This is a genomic window from Shewanella psychrotolerans, assembly GCF_019457595.1.
In the GTDB taxonomy this organism is placed as follows: Bacteria; Pseudomonadota; Gammaproteobacteria; order Enterobacterales; family Shewanellaceae; genus Shewanella; species Shewanella psychrotolerans.
The window spans coordinates 1476071-1495783 of record NZ_CP080419.1 but is presented as its reverse complement, the minus strand read 5'-3'; the positions used below and the strand labels follow the sequence as shown (position 1 = coordinate 1495783).

General features: G+C 46.2%; 13 protein-coding genes. 8 read left to right on the top strand and 5 right to left on the bottom strand.

The genetic code is table 11. The features are described from left to right. Nucleotides 1-111 precede the first annotated feature (111 nt). Entirely contained in the window at nucleotides 112-1491 is a 1380-nt protein-coding gene (gene cysS / locus K0I62_RS06620; RefSeq protein ID WP_220070693.1) for a cysteine--tRNA ligase, read from the bottom strand. Between the two features lie 248 nt (nucleotides 1492-1739). Between cysS and K0I62_RS06615 the strand changes: the two genes are divergently transcribed. Next, the gene (locus tag K0I62_RS06615; RefSeq protein ID WP_220071301.1) at nucleotides 1740-2234 is read left to right on the top strand and encodes a peptidylprolyl isomerase; all 495 of its coding nucleotides are present in this window, start codon (nucleotides 1740-1742) and stop codon (nucleotides 2232-2234) included. 4 nt (nucleotides 2235-2238) lie between these two features. Beyond that, nucleotides 2239-2958: a UDP-2,3-diacylglucosamine diphosphatase gene (locus K0I62_RS06610; protein WP_220070692.1), complete on the top strand. Its 720-nt coding sequence runs from the start codon at nucleotides 2239-2241 to the stop codon at nucleotides 2956-2958. A gap of 50 nt (nucleotides 2959-3008) precedes the next feature. Here the strand turns inward: K0I62_RS06610 and miaE are convergent, their stop codons facing one another. Beyond that, entirely contained in the window at nucleotides 3009-3773 is a 765-nt protein-coding gene (gene miaE, locus K0I62_RS06605; protein ID WP_220070691.1) for a tRNA isopentenyl-2-thiomethyl-A-37 hydroxylase MiaE, read from the bottom strand. A 250-nt stretch (nucleotides 3774-4023) separates the two neighbouring features. On the opposite strand from miaE, the gene K0I62_RS06600 reads away from it, so the two are divergent. Beyond that, a complete protein-coding gene (locus K0I62_RS06600; protein WP_220070690.1) occupies nucleotides 4024-4620 on the top strand; it encodes a Yip1 family protein in 597 nt (198 codons plus the stop codon). Nucleotides 4621-4726: 106 nt separating this feature from the next. On the opposite strand, the gene glnS is transcribed toward K0I62_RS06600, so the two are convergent. The 3 genes from glnS to K0I62_RS06585 all read right to left on the bottom strand — a co-directional run bounded on the left by glnS (nucleotide 4727) and on the right by K0I62_RS06585 (nucleotide 9111). After that, on the bottom strand, nucleotides 4727-6397 hold the full coding sequence (glnS, locus tag K0I62_RS06595) for a glutamine--tRNA ligase (protein WP_220070689.1): 1671 nt from the start codon (nucleotides 6395-6397) through the stop codon (nucleotides 4727-4729). 187 nt (nucleotides 6398-6584) lie between these two features. Continuing rightward, nucleotides 6585-8879, bottom strand: coding sequence for a Fe(2+) transporter permease subunit FeoB (feoB, locus tag K0I62_RS06590; protein ID WP_220070688.1), 2295 nt, complete (start codon nucleotides 8877-8879; stop codon nucleotides 6585-6587). Continuing rightward, nucleotides 8872-9111 carry a FeoA family protein gene (locus K0I62_RS06585; RefSeq protein WP_220070687.1) on the bottom strand — a complete coding sequence of 80 codons (240 nt, stop codon included), beginning with the start codon at nucleotides 9109-9111 and terminating at the stop codon, nucleotides 8872-8874. Before K0I62_RS06585 ends, feoB begins: the two co-directional genes overlap by 8 nt. A 405-nt stretch (nucleotides 9112-9516) precedes the next feature. Between K0I62_RS06585 and K0I62_RS06580 the strand changes: the two genes are divergently transcribed. The 5 genes from K0I62_RS06580 to K0I62_RS06560 all read left to right on the top strand — a co-directional run bounded on the left by K0I62_RS06580 (nucleotide 9517) and on the right by K0I62_RS06560 (nucleotide 19541). Then, on the top strand, nucleotides 9517-10482 hold the full coding sequence (locus K0I62_RS06580) for a DmsE family decaheme c-type cytochrome (RefSeq protein ID WP_220071300.1): 966 nt from the start codon (nucleotides 9517-9519) through the stop codon (nucleotides 10480-10482). Nucleotides 10483-10496: 14 nt separating this feature from the next. Further along, nucleotides 10497-12608: an MtrB/PioB family decaheme-associated outer membrane protein gene (locus K0I62_RS06575; protein WP_220070686.1), complete on the top strand. Its 2112-nt coding sequence runs from the start codon at nucleotides 10497-10499 to the stop codon at nucleotides 12606-12608. A 35-nt stretch (nucleotides 12609-12643) separates the two neighbouring features. Continuing rightward, nucleotides 12644-14563, top strand: coding sequence for an OmcA/MtrC family decaheme c-type cytochrome (locus K0I62_RS06570; RefSeq protein ID WP_220070685.1), 1920 nt, complete (start codon nucleotides 12644-12646; stop codon nucleotides 14561-14563). Between the two features lie 69 nt (nucleotides 14564-14632). After that, complete coding sequence (locus tag K0I62_RS06565) at nucleotides 14633-16783, top strand: OmcA/MtrC family decaheme c-type cytochrome (RefSeq protein WP_434086830.1); 2151 nt, start codon at nucleotides 14633-14635, stop codon at nucleotides 16781-16783. Between the two features lie 466 nt (nucleotides 16784-17249). Beyond that, nucleotides 17250-19541, top strand: coding sequence for a multiheme c-type cytochrome (locus K0I62_RS06560; protein WP_220070683.1), 2292 nt, complete (start codon nucleotides 17250-17252; stop codon nucleotides 19539-19541). Nucleotides 19542-19713: the final 172 nt, after the last annotated feature.

Below are 19713 nucleotides of genomic sequence, written 5' to 3'. Positions count from 1 at the left end.
CTGGCTTCTGGCTTCTGGCTTCTGGCTTCTGGCTTCTGCAAACATAAAAAATGCCTGCGTTATAATAACGCAGGCATTTTTACTAATACGATTTTTAACTCGGACAATAAATTACTTCTTACGCCAAGTTGTGCCTTCAGGGCCATCTTCTAAGATAACACCTAGGGCATTTAACCCATCGCGAGCCACATCTGCTGCAGGCCAATCTTTTTCGGCGCGGGCGCGATTACGCTCTGCAATCAAGGCTTCAATTTGAGCTACTTCATCATCGCTGCCCTCGCCTTTGAAAAATGCATCAACATCTTGATCTAAGATCCCCAGCACGTCGGCAAGCTGCTTCATGCTAACACCAAGCGCTGAAGCCGCAGCCATATCATCGACCTTAAGACGATTAATTTCGCGCACCATATCAAATAATACTGAATAAGCTTCAGGCGTATTGAAATCGTCATCCATTGCCGCCTTAAATTTAGCAACAAATTCCTCAGCAGGTGCAGCATCAACCGTTAGATCTAACCCCTTTAAGGCGGTATAAAGACGCTCTAACGCCGCTTTAGCCTGCTTAAGGTTGTCTTCAGAATAATTAAGCTGACTACGATAATGACCCGATAATAGGAAATAGCGCACTGTCGATGGTTCATAATGTTCAAGCACGTCACGAATGGTAAAGAAGTTGTTTAATGACTTAGACATCTTCTCTTTATCAACCATCACCATGCCAGTGTGCATCCAATAGTTCACATAGGGTGTGTCGTGGGCGCAGCAAGATTGTGCTATCTCATTTTCATGATGTGGGAACTGCAGATCAGATCCACCACCGTGAATATCAAAATGCTCACCTAAATGCTTGCTGTTCATCGCAGAGCATTCGATGTGCCAACCTGGACGGCCAGGTCCCCATGGAGAGTCCCAGGTAGGCTCACCTGGCTTAGACATTTTCCATAACACGAAATCCATAGGATCGCGCTTATTCTCATCAACTTCAACGCGAGCCCCCGCTTGTAGCTGGTCTAAATTCTGACCAGATAAGCGCCCATATTCAGGAAATGAGGAAACGCTAAAGAGTACATCGCCATCGTCTGCAATATAAGCGTGCTCACGCTCAATGAGGCGCTCAACCATCTCGATAATTTCTGGAATATGTAGGGTCGCACGAGGCTCAAAATCTGGGCGTTTCATATTAAGCGCATCAAAATCACGATGCATCTCACCAATTAAACGTTCTGTTAATGACTCGCAGCTTTCGTTATTTTCAGCAGCACGCTTAATAATTTTGTCATCGACATCGGTAATATTACGCTGAAAGTTAACGTCATAACCGCTATAACGAAGATAGCGAACGATCATGTCAAAACTAACAAACGTACGTCCATGACCAATATGACACAAATCATAAATGGTAACCCCGCAGACATACATGCCGACTTTACCTGGCTGTAATGGCTTAAATTCCTCTTTTTGGCGGGTAAGACTGTTGTATAGCTTCAACATTGAGATTCTCTATAAATAATTGACAACAAATAGGAGAGTCAGTTTACCACCTGAAAACCAACGCTTCCAGCATGATAGCGTGAATCTAAAGCGTTTTTTGTCCTCAAACACATTCCCGACAAATTGCTGACTAAAAGCGCAGCAAATTGACACGCTTCAAACACAAAAGTCAGGAGAATCGCTTTATGCGTTAAAGGTAATAGGCTAGAATCGAGCGCTATCCGTTACAAACGATGAGAATGAATCAAATGATCATAATGCAAACCAATCACGGCGAAATCAAAATTGAGTTAGATGCCGAAAAAGCACCTGTAACCGCAGCGAACTTCGTTAAATATGTAGAAGACGGGTTTTACGATGGTACTATCTTTCACCGTGTGATTGACGGTTTCATGGTTCAAGGCGGTGGATTCACCGAAGATATGGCCCAAAAACGCGTTAACGAATCTATCGAAAACGAAGCGAACAATGGTCTATCTAATAAAGTTGGCACCATTGCAATGGCAAGAACGTCAGATCCGCATTCAGCAACAGCCCAGTTCTTTATCAACATTAACGACAACACGTTCTTAGATTTTAAATCAGAGTCTTCACAAGGTTGGGGTTACTGTGTATTTGGTAAAGTTGTTGAAGGTATGGACGTTGTCAACCAAATCAAAGCTGTTGCGACTGGCAACCGCGGTATGCACCAAGATGTTCCACTAGAAGCTGTGATCATCGAAAAAGTGACAATAGCAGAATAATCCATTGCTAAATCATACCCTGTTCGTGGGCGACCTGCATTTAAGTGCTGATCGCCCCGATATTCTCAACGCTTTTTATCAATTTCTCGATCAGATCAGCGCTGAATGTGACGCTTTATATATTCTTGGCGATCTCTTTGAAGTCTGGGTCGGTGACGATATTGCAGAGCCTTTTGCTATTGAATTAGCAGCAAGGTTAAAGCAGTTCTCAACTAATACGCCGCTCTATTTCATTCATGGTAATCGTGATTTTCTACTAGGTAGACAGTATGCCGCGTTAGCAGGCATGACGTTATTACCAGAAGTACATCGACTTAACTTATATGGACAAACAACGGTGCTGCTCCACGGCGACAGCTTGTGTACTTTAGATAAAGCGTATCAACGCTTTCGCTGGTTTAGAAACCAGCCTTGGACAAAGTTTATCTATAATCACCTACCTAAAAACCAGCGGGTGAGCATTGCCACAAAACTGCGCAGTAAAAGTCAGCAGAGTAATCAGCAAAAAAGCAATACCATCATGGATGTCGAACAAACGGCCGTAAACGCCTTGATGGATAAAACCGACGTCGATTTGATGATCCATGGCCACACTCACAGGCCTTTTATCCATCACCTCAAAAATGAGCGACAACGCATTGTGGTCGGCGACTGGTATGATCAAGGTAGCGTGCTAACAATTACTCCTGATGAGATAAGTCTTACAGCGTTGCCGTTCCGCTAAATTACCGTAAATAGCTTTTTATCAAGCACTAACACGCGGTATTTTAATCGCTAAATTGGACGCCCTGAGTGAAATTTAAACTCACTGTCTGGCGAGCAAATCAGCTCAGCTTCCACCTTCGCAAAATGCTCGACTCGCACAGCAATATCCTCGGCAGATATTGCTTGGGCAAGGGTTAAGTAATCTTGGTAGTGACGCGCCTCAGAGCGCAATAGAGACACATAGAATTTCTGTAGCCCTTCGTCTAAATAAGGTGCTAACTTAGCAAAACGCTCACAAGAGCGTGCTTCAATAAAAGCACCAACAATCAGCTTGTCTATTAATGTGGCTGGCTCATGTGTACGAACGTGCTTCATCATTCCCTTAGCGTAACGCCCAGCAGTTAAGTTTTGATAGGGAATATAGCGAGCCTGCATGATCTCTAACACTTGTTCAAAATGATGAAACTCTTCTTTTATCAAGCGAACCATTTTTGCAATCAAGTCGGGACCATAATCCACACCCGCTTTAGGCTTCAACTCGCCTATCAACTCATTCTTTTTAGCTTCTCTAGCTAAAAAGCCCTCTATTGAACGCTGTTTATTATAAACAAACTCCTCATAAGGTTTGGCCCAATTAAGCAGTAATTCACCGCTGGCTTTATCAATCGCATACTTGCGAATTAAAAACATTGCGGTCTGCGCCGCCTTTAGCTCGCAATTACAATGATCGATCAATAACGCCGATAGCTGCTCTGGTCTTATCGCCTCAACTATCCACTCATCAGGGGTTTCGCATTGCAGAAACTGCTTTATTGGCGCTAATAACGCTTGCATTGAACACTCTATAATGGTGGTAAAACAGACCGAGTATTTTAACAAAAAACCGTAAGTTAGGCATATAGTTCCCACTAACATTTCAAAGTTAGCTTGACTAGTAGTAGTTTATGTTCAATAAATAAACTAAGTCAGTCACAATAAAATGACTGTTTGGGAGCCTAAGGTCTATTTGGTAGCAGACCAAAAGGCATGAGGGTTCGTCTGAAGTTTGGCGAGCGCAGGTTAAAGCTGAACAAGGATAACTATAATGATATTGAATCACTTAATGGGGTTATACACTCATCCAAAAGAAGAGTGGCACACAATTGAGAAAAACCACGAAGCAGTCAAGAGCAGCCTAAGTCATGTCCTATTGATCGCATTAATTCCATCAATTTGTACCTATTTCGCCTCCACGGCAATCGGATGGAACTTAGGGGTATCCGATCCACTTTTTCTGACGTCCAATAGCGCATTAGTGATGTCAATTAGTATGTATTTTGGCCTTATCGCAGGAGTATTTGCGCTGGCGTATCTCGCCTTTTGGATGGCTAAGACATTCGATGCCGAACCCAGCTACACCCAGGCATTAGAATTAGCGGCTTATACCGCGACACCATTATTTATGGTTGGACTCGCGGCACTGTACCCATCCATTTGGTTTATGATGGTTGTCGGCCTAGCCGGTCTTTCCTACTCGATATATCTGCTGTACACCGGCGTCCCGATTATTATGAATATTCCTGAAGAAAAAGGCTTTATCTACGCCAGTTCGGTTGTTACAGCGGGTCTGGTATTACTGGTCGCGTTAATGGCGTCGAGCATTATTTTATGGAGTATGGGTTTAGGCCCAATGTATCAATAGCCAACTGAATTACTCAATGAACCAATAGCTCACAATGTCTATAAATTAAAAAAGGCTTTAGGGGAAACCCTAAAGCCTTTTTGTCCATCCATAACTGACAACGTTATTAATTTGAAGAATCTCGCAGGGCAACGGTTAAATTAAATACTAAGTGCTCAGGGGAAGAGTCTTTGCTATCGACACAAAAATAACCTTCACGTTCAAACTGATAGGCTTTTTCAGCTTCAGCATTAACCAAACCGGCTTCCACTAAACCGTGTTTAACCACCAACGAATTAGGGTTTAGCACTTCATCCACCGTATCTGCCGCAGCAGGGTTGGCTTGGTTAAACAACTTATCGTAAAGACGGAATTCGGCTTTAGCGGCAGTTGTCGCCTCAACCCAATGAATAACGCCCTTTACTTTACGACCATCAGCAGGGTTTTTACCCAATGTTTGATCATCATAAGTACAGTAAATTGCAGTGACATTGCCATCAGCATCTTTCTCGCAACGCTCGGCTTTAATCACATATGCATTACGTAAACGCACTTCTTTGCCTTGGACTAAGCGCTTGTATTTCTTATTCGCCTCTTCACGGAAATCATCTGCATCGATGTAGATCTCACGACCGAAGGCTAGGTCACGATGCCCCATAGACTCAATCGTTGGATGCGCAGGCGCAGTCAAATGCTCAACCTGCCCTTCTGGATAATTTTCAATAATAAGCTTAACAGGATTAATCACAGCCATGGCTCGTGGTGCATGCTCATTAAGCTCTTCACGAATACACGCATCAAGCATGCCTACTTCAACCATATTCTCTTGTTTGGTGACACCAATGCGGCGGCAAAACTCACGGATAGATGCAGGCGTATAACCACGGCGACGAAGACCTGCAATGGTTGGCATACGGGGATCATCCCAGCCTGACACCAAACCTCGAACCACAAGATCGTTAAGCTTACGCTTAGACATCAAGGTGTATTCAAGATTTAGACGCGAGAACTCATACTGACGAGTACGATTAGGCGCTTGGAAATCGTCGAGGTTATCCAACACCCAATCATACAAGCGGCGATTATCTTGGAATTCCAAAGTACACAATGAATGAGTAATGTTTTCGATTGCATCAGAGATACAATGAGTAAAGTCGTACATTGGGTAAATGCACCACTTGTCACCCGTTTGATGATGGTGCGCAAAACGAACACGGTAGATAATAGGATCGCGCATACACATAAACGGCGATGCCATATCCACTTTAGCCCGCAGTGAACATTCACCTTCCTTGAACTCGCCTTTACGCATTTTTTCAAATAACGCTAAGTTTTCTTCAACAGAAGTATCGCGATAAGGACTGTTTTTTCCTGGCTCTTTTAAGGTGCCACGATACTCACGAGTCTGTTCTCCATTAAGAAAACAGACATAAGCTAGCCCTTTATTGATCAGCTCAACAGCATATTGATGAAGTTTATCGAAGTAATTCGACGAGTAGCGAATATCGCCATCCCATTGAAACCCTAACCACTGCACGTCGGCCTGTATAGAGTTAACGTAATCGATATCCTCTTTCTCAGGGTTAGTATCATCAAAACGTAAGTTACATAGGCCCTTATAGTCTTGAGCTAAACCGAAATTCAAACAGATCGACTTTGCATGACCAATGTGAAGATAACCATTTGGTTCTGGCGGAAAACGTGTATGTACATTGCTATGCTTACCGCTTTCTAAATCTTCATCTATGATATTACGAATGAAGTTACTTGGACGAACTTCAGTGTCCATATGACTCATGGAAATCCTCTTTACCAACAGTGCTATCACCAATCCGCATTCTAGCCGATCAGTATCAATTAGGGAAAACCAGCATATTCCTACAGATCTGGTTGAGTTACAACGGGTCATGCATAAAAACCGTCATCATTTGCGACAAAAATAAAAAAGCAGCGACGAATCGCTGCTTTTCAAATGATGAGAAGGTCTACTCAGTCACAACATTAATTACCGGAATGATATTTTGTGGCTTCGGTGCTTTGCGCTTTAACCATAAATAGAAACTGATCAGCGCGACAAAGAAGAAACCAATCCACAAACTCGACTGCAACGGATGAGCGGCAAACGTAGCAGCCTGATAGAACACTGTCGCAGTGCCATAGGCCAAACCAAATGTCCATGTTGCCGCGAACGTCGCCCAACGCGAACCAAACTCACCAACCAAAGCGCCCATCGCCGCAACGCAAGGGGTATAAAGCAAAACAAACAGTAAATATGCAAATGCCGCTACCACACCAGAAAACCCAGCTTGCAATGCGCTGAAAGTCGTCGCTTCAACTTCTAACTCAGCCGATGCCGATTCAACAGTTGAGAGATCTCCGACAGAAAGTGATAACGGATCATCTGGCGCAATACCAAATAAGTTTTCTGGGATAGTCGCCAACGCCTCAGAAAAGCTTTCACTTAACGGCTTAAGCGCTTCCTCATCACCGGACGCTGTCGAATACAAACTGTTTAGAGTACCAACTACCGCCTCTTTAGCAAAAATACCTGTGATAATACCCACGGTGGCAGGCCAATTATCGGGTTCAATGCCCATAGGAGAAAACAGCGGAGTCACTTTTTGACTCGCCACACTCAATACTGATTCAGAGCTATTTTCATGACCAAATGAACCATCTATACCAATAGCATTGATAAAGTTAAGCAAGGTCACCACGATAACAATGGTTTTACCCGCCCCTTTGATAAAACTCTTAGTACGCTTACCCGTGCGAGCCATCACAGCCTTAAATTTAGGCTTCTCGTAATTTGGCAGTTCCATTACCACAGCGCTGCTAGTGCCAGGTAGTATTGTTGAGCGCAATAATAACCCAGTACCAATTGCCGCTAATATTCCGATGATGTACAACAAAAATACAAGATTTTGACCCGATTCAGGGAAAAAGGCCGCTGCAAACAGTGCGTATACTGGAAGACGCGCGCCACAAGACATGAATGGCGCCATCATGCCCGTAACAATACGCTCACGCTCACTACCTAAAGTACGCGTAGCCATAATGGCAGGAACCGAACAACCAAAACCGACGATCATAGGAACAAAAGCTTTGCCAGGCAGACCAATACGACGCATCAATCCATCAACGACAAATGCCGCTCTCGCCATGTAACCTGAACCTTCTAATACAGAAAGAGCCAAGAATAAGGCTGCAATAACAGGAATAAAAGTCGCAACAGTTTGAATACCTTGGCCAACACCACCAGCGATGATGGTCACTAACCACGCTGGGGCACCAATATTACTCATCCAAGAACCAAGATGATCGACAAATAACGCCCCTGCGGCGATGTCAAAGAAATCGATAAATGCGCTGCCCACGTTAATGCTAAACATAAACATTAAATACATAACCAATAAGAAAATTGGAATGCCTGCAACAGGATGCAGTATCATTTTATCGAGACGATCACTCATCGTCTGCACATCACCATTAGTCACAGATTGGTTAAACACCTTTTGAACAAAATCAAAACGCGTGGTGGCCACCATGATCTCAATATCTTGCCCTTGAGCCGCCAATCCTTCTGAACACTGTGCAACTTCGGTAAGCATTTGGCCATTCTTACACTGACCACAACCTAAACCGTTAGCTAACATAGCTAAAGCTCGGCCACGACTTAGACTCTCATCGCGGCTATACAGGGCTGCAATACCCGATTCAATCTGTTCATCATAACTGAGAACTAAAGGGGCTTCGGAGACCTTGCCATCGAGCAGATCGACAACTTGTGCCTTTACCTGTTCAATATCGGCTTCATCTCTTGAGCAGACAGCAATAACAGGACAGCCTAACTGCTCGCTCATTGCCGATGTGTCAATTTCAATCCCATGAGCCTTAGCCGCATCGATCTTATTGATCACTACGACCATAGGAATACCTAGTTCCCTCAGCTGCACAGTAAGATAAAGATGCCGTTCTATATTCGTTGCATCAACAAGGTTAATAATGCCATCCATAGTGGCATCAGCAAGATATTGTTGCGCAATCTGCTCATCGAGTGAACAGTCACAGCTACTGCCTGCGGGCAACAGATCGTAGATACCAGGAAGATCGGTTAATAATACATCGGTGCCATTAAGCGTGAACTGACCCGTCTTTTTCTCAACCGTCACGCCAGACCAGTTACCAACCTGTTGATTCGCGCCAGTAAGGGCATTAAAAAGGGTAGATTTACCCGCGTTTGGGTTACCTACAGTGACACAATGAAATTGTCTAGCCATGAGCAGCATCCACCTCGATCACATCCGCTAAATCTTTACGCATACATAATTTGCTGCCGCGAATCGCCAACTCGAGCCCAGAACCTAAGGGGGCTCTTCTCAATAAAGTAAAAGAGGTATTCGGTGTTATGCCCATCGATAAGAGTTTGCGTTTAACAACTGCTGGCAGGTCTATTTGACCAACAGCTGAGATAACGGCGCTATCGCCTGGCTTCAATTCGCTTAATTTCATATCGTATTACTACCTTTTCAGGCCTCGAATAGTCTTAACTAACACCGATTCTAACGGAGCATCCGCTAAAATAACTTTATCTAGATCAATATTTGGGATTGGAAACGATAATAGTTTTCAATTGTATTTTATATTATGTGACAGATATCTCAATCAGTAAAACCATTTATTAAATGATAATGATTTTCATTGCGACAGCAATCATAAGCATCTAACCAAACAGATATGTGATCCATGTCACATTTCACGCTAATTCCTTAAAAAACCTAAGTTACCAAATCAAATTGACAACATTATTTTCACACAAGAATCACATTTTCAGCCTATTATTTAGGTTTGGTAAATTAGCCATTAATTAATAACAACAATTAGAAACTTAGCGCAACCTGCTTGGGACGGAAAATGATGAAAATGGACTCTACTTTTTTAATAAGCCAACTTAAAAACCTCGGTTTATTAGCAACATCACTGCTATTTAGTATCACTGTCATGGCAACGCCATGGGATAAAACCCCAGCAAAAGAGGTTGAACAGATCCTCGATGAAAAATTCGCCCAAGGGCAATACTCGCCAAAAGGCGCAGACACCTGCCTAATGTGTCACAAGAAAAGCCAAACCGTTATGGCGCTGTTTGATGGCGTTCATGGCAATGCTCAGGTCAAAGGCTCACCAATGGCAGATCTGCAATGTGAAGCTTGTCACGGCCCCATGGGCAAGCATAACAAGGGAGGCAAGGAACCTATGATCACCTTTGGTGCCAACTCCCCCGTTCCCGCCTTCAAACAAAACAGCGTATGTATGAGCTGTCACAACGATGATAAGCGCATGGCATGGGATGGAAATCATCACGATACGGCCGATGTTGCCTGTAGTGACTGCCATCAGGTGCATACAGGCCATGATCCCATCTTAGACAAGACCCAAGAGGTCGACGTTTGTACCACTTGTCATACCCAACAGAAAGCCGATCTGCATAAACGCAGCTCACATCCTATGCAATGGCAACAGATGACCTGTAGCGACTGTCACAATCCTCACGGCAGCCTAAATGACGCTAGCCTTAAACAGATGAGCATCAACGAAAACTGTTATGCCTGCCACACCGAAAAACGCGGCCCTAAACTGTGGGAACATGCTCCTGTCACAGACAACTGCGCCAATTGTCACAATCCCCACGGCAGCGTCAACGAAGCTATGTTGACCGCTAAACCACCACAACTCTGCCAACAATGCCACGCCTCTGATGGACACACCTCCAATGCCGTCTTTGGTAACACTCCAAACGCATTCAATGCCGGTCAAAGCTGCATGAACTGCCATAACCAAGTTCACGGTTCTAACCATCCATCTGGCAAATTATTACAGCGTTAATAGGGAGCATTAGCATGAATAATTACAATCGACATAACGCGCTACCGCTTCGTCTTAGCACCCTAGCATTCGCCATTATGAGCACCATGGCTTACAGCGAAGGATATGGTATATCGTCGGCAAACCGAGACTCATTAAAGCTAGACGGTTGGAAATGCCAGCGCTGCGCCGTCACAACTGGCGCTCATGGCCAGGTAGGCATAGGTGCAGCCCACAATGATGGCGAAGATAGTCGTTTTGGCAATACCACAGGAACAGACGAGGATGGCGTCGTCGCCAGTCTCGAAGCCAATGTGACTCATCAAAATGAAACCGGCTATAGAACAAGATTCAAAGCTGATAGATTAGGTTATGAAAACGGCTCTGCCGATCTCACCACGGGTAGACCCGGACAATATGCCATTACAGCCGCTTATCGCGGCACTGCGCACTATGATACCAATCAAGCATTAACTCCCTATAAAACCCAAAATGGTCGTTGGCAATTACCCCAGCAATGGCAAGCGGGCGCGACAACAGCGAAAATGAGCGATCTTTACACCAGCAGCCTAGCAACAGCATTAAAGATAGCCAGAGATCGCTATCAACTAAATGGCGCTTATCGCGGTGATTTCTATCAGGCTGAGATTGATTACCAGCATGAACAGCGCCAAGGCCAACGTGCAGCCAGTGCTAACCTGCTGACAAACAGTACCATGCTTGCCCAGCGCATCGATGATTCAACCGATGAGCTCAGCGCTAAGTTATATCTACGCGGTGACAATTGGTTAGCAGGCATAGATGCTGAATTGAGTCATTACAACAACGATGAACAATCACTGCACTGGCAGTCCGCTTTCACCCCAACCTTTGGTGCAGCCTATTCTGGACAAAGTGCGGTAGCGCCAGACAATAAAGCCTATCGAATTGCAGGCAATACGCAATTTTCAGACGCTGGCCAGCAAGTGTTAATGCATATTGGGTTTACTCGCATGACCCAAGATCAGGCTTATCTGCCTGCGACCATCAATGGCCCTTCACCAATGTTGCCCAGTGCTAACTTAGATAGCCAAGTCGATATTATTGAGATGAAACTGAACTACTCAGGGCGAATCACCCGTGAACTTTCCCTTAGAGCAAGTTATGACTATCGCGACCGCGATAACAAAACGGAGATCAATAGCTATCCACAAATTGTTACTGACAGCTACTACGCAGGAAATGCAGCCAACCCCGAGTACGACAGAACTAAGCAGCAGGCAAATATCGCAGCAAAATATCGTATCGCACGCGCCGCCTATATCGATGTTGGTTATGAATATGATCATAATAACTACAGCGATTTAGACCGACAAAGCCTGAAAGAGTCGACCCTGTTTGGTAAATTTAACTATCGGGTGTCACCACAATGGCAACTGTGGCTAAAAGCCCAAGCCAGTGACCGTTCAGGCAGCAATTATGAAGCGGTAAATACCACATCGAGTCCGAGCAATCCACTACTTAGAAAAAGCTATTTGGCCGATAGAGAACGCCAACGCTATGCCTTGTACACGAGTTATTCGAGCGGCAGCTACAACATCAGTGCAAATGCACATTGGATGCAAGACGATTACACCGATACCCTCATTGGGCTTACAAATGTTAAAACCCAAGGCTATGACCTGTCAGCACAATACGCTATTAACGATAATCTCAATCTGAATGCCTTTTTGAACCAAGATTGGCGAGATAGCGATCAAGCTGGCAGCAGTAATTACGCAACGCCCAATTGGTATTCACGCTCAGAAGAGCAATCCACACTGATTGGTGCTGGCATCAATTACGCCAATTTAATGGATAAAAAGCTCAAGCTCGGCCTAGATTACACTTATGCAGATGGTCAAATCGATACCCAAGTCATGCAAGGATTGCATTCCCCTTATGGCAACTACTATTCAACCAAACATAACCTTAATGCTTTTGCTGATTATCGAGTCAGTGAAAAAGTTGGCCTGCGATTCGATTGGATATATGAACAATATCAAGATGCCGATTGGGCGAATCAAGGATTAGCCCTTGATGCAGTGCCCAACCTGCTGAGCTTTGGAGACTTAAGCCACGACTATAGTGCCCACTACTTTGGACTGACATTGAGTTATCAACTCTAACTGATGCCAATCACCAAAATGCCAAGGAAGATATGATGAAAAAGATGACAAACATAACATATTACGGGGCCGCTATCGGACTTGCTATCTTGCTCAGTGCCTGTGGAGGCGATGATGGCTCCCCAGGAAATCCAGGGGAGCCAGGTGGCCCACCAGCGATGGATATTAGTACGTTGCAGATCTCATTTGATGAGGTCGCTATGCAAGATGGTATTGCGACGGTTAATTACCGAGTCACCAACCAGGATGATGAGCCTGTAGTTGGCGTGGCAACTAGCACCTTTATTGCCGCGCAGTTACTCCCTCAAGGCTATACCAATGCAGGTGACAGCTCACAATGGCAATATTTCACCTCGGAAACCTGTGCGACTAGTTGTCCAGGAGAATACATCGACTACAAAAACGGTAACTATAGCTATACTTTTAGTGCGGCGTTTAACGGCATGAATGAGGTCAGCTATGAGGCGGGAGCCACCCAACGAATAGTCATCAAAGTCGGTGGAGATAGTCTGCCTGATGGTACCCAGTTACCCGTCACTAATCAGCATTTTGATTGGCAAGCACCTGAGACTGGCCAAAGCAGCAAACCAGTATACACCCGCAATATTGTTAAGATAGCAAGCTGTAATACTTGCCATAACGACTTAGCTTTCCACCGCGGTAGATATAATCAGGTAGAGACCTGCGTCGCCTGCCATAACGCTGATCATGTGAGTAATTCAGATAATATCTTCCCACAGATGATCCATGGTAAACATTTAACCGGGTTCCCAGGCTCTTTAGCTAACTGTCAAACTTGCCACGCTGAAGATGAAACATTAGCTGAGCAGCAAAATTGGGCCAGAGTGCCTACAATGGAAAGCTGCGGCTCATGCCATACTCGCATCGATTTCAAAGCTGGAGAAGGTCATCCAGCTCAAGCGAATAACGCGAATTGCGTCGCCTGTCATAACTCAGACTGGACAGCTAGCGTCCACAATGATGGTGGCAATGATGACGCCTTAGCTCAGTTCCTGCCACAGATTAGTGCGGCATCGTTAGCAGGTGATACAGTCTCATTTACCATCACGTTGCAAAATCCACAATCGGGTGAAATCTACACAGAGAGTGCCGATAATCTCAGCTTTATTTCAGATCTGCGCGTCTACGCCAATTGGGGAACCAGTTTCGACTATGCCACTCGTTCACCCAAATCAATAAAGCTTAAAGAAGTCACTCCCCTCTCTGGCAGTGCTGGACGTTATAGTTACCAAATTGCAGGCGTCACTGTTCCTGTGGGTAGCGAGATGGATAAAGGTACCTTAGCGATCCAAGGCAAGATTTGCGCTTCAGAAGGCGTATTAGGAGACTGTAACAACGAAGCTAATGCCGAAATCACGATCAAATCAAGCCATCAATTCTACAGCGCTCAATCGCTTTCTGATAGCGGACGCCGCGTGGTAGTGACCAATGACACCTGTGGCAGTTGCCATGGGGATCAACAACTCAACTTCCACGGCTCGCGAAATGACTTAGAGGGACAGTGTCAGATTTGTCACAACCCGAACATGGTCGCCGATGCAACCGACAATCCATCAACGGCAACGGCCGACTTTAAGCACTTAATCCATGGTATTCATAGCGGTAATCGAGAAAGCTATGAATCAATCAATTACCCTGGTGATATAGGCAACTGTACTCAATGTCATACGCAAGATAGTGGTATTGCCACTGTAGCACTGCCACTTTATGCCGGGGTTACCCCCCTAGCAATTGCAGGCGACCTATACACCAGTCCAACTGCGGCGATCTGTAGCGATTGCCATAACGGTGACACAGCCAAGAACCATATGATCCAGCAAGGTGCCGTATTTATGGGGACTCTGTCAGATGCTACCGCAGGTACTGAAAGCTGCACGACCTGTCATGGTCAGGGCGCTCCGGCAGATGTGTTAAAAGTTCATCCAATTAAGTAACCCGTGGAGGCGCTAGTATGGCTAGCGCCTATCCTAACAAGCATTGATAGATTAAAAATGGAACGCACTATGATGGATATAATGAGAAAGGTGAATCGATGGAGCCTCATTACCCTAAGTTGCAGCACGCTCCTGCTGGGTTGTGGCAGTGACGGGAAGGATGGTGAAGATGGCGCTGACGGCCCTATCGGTATCAATATCGATGACACACCGACCGTAATGGCAGAATTTACGGAGGCCTCGGTCGAAGATGGACAAGTAAGCGTGACCTTTAAGCTGGAAAATGCCAATGGCGTCGCCGTACTCGGCCTCACCAAAGATTATGATTTACGCTTTGGAATCGCCCAGCTCGCTAATGTCGTCGAAACTATAGACGGTCAGGAGTTTGATAGAGGCTACCAGTGGCAAGCCTATATCAATTCGTTAAGACAGCCAGGTTCTTTACCTGAAGATACTTCAGGGCTTAACCCCTCACCTCAGTACCAAGCAAACGTTGAGGCCGCAAGCAGCTGTGAAGACTGCTTAGTCGATAATCAAGATGGTAGCTATCGCTACACCTTCCAGCAAAACGTAGCCAATGTCACCGAACCTCTTAGCATCAGTTACAATGCTGACAATACCCATCGAGTGACACTGGAACTGAAACTGCCTCAAGCAACGGCCAACGCCCACCATGACTGGCAACCATCAACCGGTGCGACCAGTTCAATCCAGACGCGCAATGTCGTCAGCAAAGAGGCCTGCATGAACTGTCACCAGGAGGAGAGTCTGGCGCTCCACGGCGGTCGGCGCATCGATCTGGAAAACTGCGCCAGTTGCCACACCACAACCTCTGGCGATCCAGAGAGTGGCAATAGCATTGCATTTGCCTACATGATACATGCCATCCATAAGGGGCAGAACAGAGTCACCAGCACCCCTGAAGGCTATGTTCCCGCGCCTTATAAAATTGTGGGGTATAATGGAAGCCTGCACGACTATGGCAAGGTAATGTTTCCACAAAAGCCCGCAGCCAATTGTGCAGCCTGTCACGTCGAGGGCGAAAGTGCCCCTAGCGATGCCGCGCTGTTTAAGACCGATCAGTCAAACCTTGCCTGTATTGGCTGTCACACCGAAAAACCGTCACAAACTCACTCCAGCACCAACTGTGTTGCCTGTCATAATGCCACGGATACCTACTCAGGCACAGGTAACGCCGAGAAGCGTCATGGTGATGTCCTCAAGGCTTATGCGCTAGCCCAGGCCATGGGAGTCAACTTTAGCAACATAGGCTTAGACGCCGATGGGAAACTGAAGTTTGATGTGCAAGTTACCGATGCTTCAGGAAATGCAATCGGCGCCGACTATATTGAGCTGGGAACCCGAGTGGTCGTCGCTTGGGATGTCGATAAAGACTACCCAGCCTATAGCGACGCATCCTACAGCAACCGCCGTTTCAGGTTATCCGATGCCACTTACGACGATGCCAGCAAGACCTTTAACATTGTCGCTAACACCTTCGATATGCCACTAGATGCCACAGGCAAGACATTTGAACTCTGGTCAGCCATTGAGGTCTGCTTCAACAATGGTGGCTATGGTGTGGCTGAGGTGGTGATGACGGCCTGTAGCGATAACACCCGTTCGGTGGCGGTAAAAGAGGCGCCTTACCAATTCGTCTGGTCTGGTACTGGTGTCGACGAGAACGGGCAAATCGCCACGCGCCGTGCTATCGTCGATGCGGCAAAATGCCAAACCTGCCACAATCAGGAAAACCACCACTACAACAATGGCTACAACTGTCAGACCTGTCACACCTCTGATAAAACCACACGAGGAGATGAAGGCTACCCTGGCGGTCGTAAATCAACTAGCTTCGCCTTTAAGGCGCACGAAGCGGAAGGTCATTACCTGAAATACGCAGGCGTGCAGTCAGGCACAGTACTGAAAACAGACTGTCTCACCTGTCATACCGATGGAGGCTTTGAACTTGGCCGAGCCAGCAACCGCGTCTGGCGCTATGGCGATACCACCACAGGCATTGATATCTGGGTCTCATCCGATGCAGGTGCCTGCCTCAGCTGCCACCAGAAGTACCTTAAGGATTCTGGTGCGGCCCATATCCAGACCAATGGCGGTATCTTAGATGGTATGAGTGCTGATGACGTTCGCAACCGCGCGGCAGAGAGCTGCTCAACCTGCCATACACCAACTCAATTACTGGGTATTCATAACCCTTAATCGTCAGCTCAGAAAAGGAGGCTTTAGCCTCCTTTTCTTCACCCCGCCAACCTTTAAACAACATTCATACAACCACAAAAATACAGATTGTGACCAAACCAGGCGCAATCGATCATCAACCTCAGCCAGTGAGTTTGTCTTAGATCAATACATAAGCTAATAAACCCCCCATTTATTAAGCTTCACTTAAGGTAATGGCCAACTTTCCACTGCACCGTTTAACTTCGAGACAGAGCACAACCAGTAAGCAACTGTAATTATTGGGATTTAACATAGCTATCATTTTGTAACACCGTAAATAGATCCGCTTCACGTTTGGGCTGCCCCGTGCTCTCCATCTACCCCCTTTTGAGTAATATGCGCCCAAGGTGTCGCCAAGTCATTGAGGCAATAGCAATAACTCTGGCTCACCTTGTTCATACCAAAAATAAAATTGAGATCACTCTCATTCTCATGCAGGGGAAAAATGATGAAACGGTATTCAATCAGTACCGCTGTCAAAACAGCTTTTGGTGTTGGGGCCTTGTCCCTAGCGCTTGCCGGTTGTGGTGGCAGCGACGGTAAAGATGGTGAAGACGGCAAACCAGGTGAAATCGCAATTGATATCAACAGCGCAACCGCAGTCCAAACTAAAGTCGAGCTAGCAAACTATGATGAGGCTTCAAAAACACTAAGTTTTGAATTTAGCCTAACCAATCCCAATGGCGTCGCAGTAACAGGATTAGAAAATCTAACAGATCCGCTCAGAATTGCATTCGGCCGCATGGGCACACGCAGCGAAGCCTTTACTCCATTCAGCTTAGAAGACGGTACAGAAGTCACGGCTAGAGCCGATGGTGATGAAGAGATCTGGCTTTCTTACCGTAATGCCAGCAAAAATGGCGTACCAATGACAGGTTCTGACAACTGGCGCACAACTCGTGACTGCCCAGAAGGTGAAACCTGTCTTGCGTATTTAGGCCAAGGTAGATACAAAATCACCGCTCCAAATATCATAGACACTAACGGTTTAGACTACGATTATGATGCCAACCAGATCCAAGGCATCTATGTGATGACCTATGGAGTCGGTCAAAACAAGCTGAAAAATGTCGAAGCCTACTATTGGGATCCTATAACAGAGCAGTCTGTCGCCTCGCCTAAGAAGGTGCTGGAGATGGATACTTGTACTAACTGCCACGTTGGTCAAGACCATATCCGTCATGGTAACTATGGTAACACCGCCGATGGTTGTGGTTTCTGCCATACCGATTACACCGTTTATAGCGGCTCAGGTGTTGACGGAGAAGGTAATACGGTTGAATTTAACTTTGATGGTTCCATCAAAGGCCTAGTGCACGCGATTCATACAGGTATCACTGAAGGTGATCGCCGTGAGCTGGCAAAATTCAATACTGTCATTGCTAACGCAAGTAAAAACCCAGCGTTTGCATACAAGTTTGATGGGGCAGCGCTCGATAGCGAAGGCAACCCAAAGGCCGAGCTAAACTTCCCAGCCTCAACAGCCAACTGCCAAAGCTGTCACATTAGCTACACCACGACTGAAGAGACGCTGCCAGAAGGACTGACTCCTCATGCTATGGCATGGTTTGCTGATAAGGATGCCGTTGCCTGTCAAACTTGCCACGGTGATTACCATTACGGAAACCGCACTGAGCTTGTTGGAGAAGAAACCCAGCTGGTAGGCTGTGTCGCCTGTCACAGTAGCCACGACGGTAACACCCGTGGCGGCGCCTTCCGTCACTTCGCAGGGCATGAGCAAGAAAGCAGCGAGGCGGCATCACAGGCGGGGACTCTAATTGATGCCAGCTACAGTCAGATCAACTGGGATGAGGCTTCAAATACCTTAAGCTTTACCATGCACTTAACCAAAGGCGAAGAGATCGTATCTGGTGACTATACCACTGGCATGCGTCTCTATGTGAACGCTGTTGACGCGACAACGCCTGATGCTTTCCTCGCCGGACGCACCAGTGGTTCAGTCAGCGCGAATGCCGACGGTAGTTACAGTGTAACGGTTAATGCTGCGAACCCAGGTTATGGTCTTCCATCTCTGGCTGATGCTATCAAGGCTGGGGCTAACATTGCCATTACCCCAAGCTTTAAGACCTGTTTTACTAATAAGAGCTCAGATCTACTCGCCTTAGTCGACGGCGTTTGCCCACTCGACAGTCGCGATAGAGAGAATCCACTAAGCGCTAACGCTGCAACAACGGCATTTTTGACCCTAAGTGGTGAACAGGCTCCTGAACGCGCCAGCGCCGTTGACTATGAAAGCTGCGCAAGCTGTCACAACAACGACATGGTTGCCCGCAAAGGCGATACGCACTACCGCAATGCAGACGTGCACACTTGTGCTCAGTGTCACGAAGCCGGCGACTACAACAGCCTAATCGTTCGTGTACACGGTACATTCGGTAAAGCCCATGGCCGCGAAGATGTGCAAGCATTGGTGAGCAGCGCAAACTGCAGTGCATGTCATAGCGACAGCAGCTTCGGTCTAGAAAACGCCCGTTCAACCCCAATGCGCTGGAATAGAAAAGATGAAACTTTCTCTAGTCCACAAGCGGGTGTTTGTGCCTCATGCCACGTCTCATCAAGCTATGAGATCGGCGGAGGAAAAGAGGCGGCTAAATCACACATCGAAAGCATGGGTGGTGTCGTTGCGGGTAGCTACGAAGAAGCTATGCTTAACAGCGAGTCATGCCTAACCTGCCATAGTGCAGAAAAGGTTGCCGAGTTGCATAAGCAAGACTAAAAAAGTCGGTTTTAAATCATTAAAAGAGTGGAAAGCCTGGCTTTCCACTCTTTTTTTGTTTACCACACCCGCTTTAACTTCACCGAATAGTTTTCGCACAACTGCCCACACACTTATAAACAGCCGATCACCCTCCCGATCCCCCCTGTTCACATTGCCACAATGATTTAAC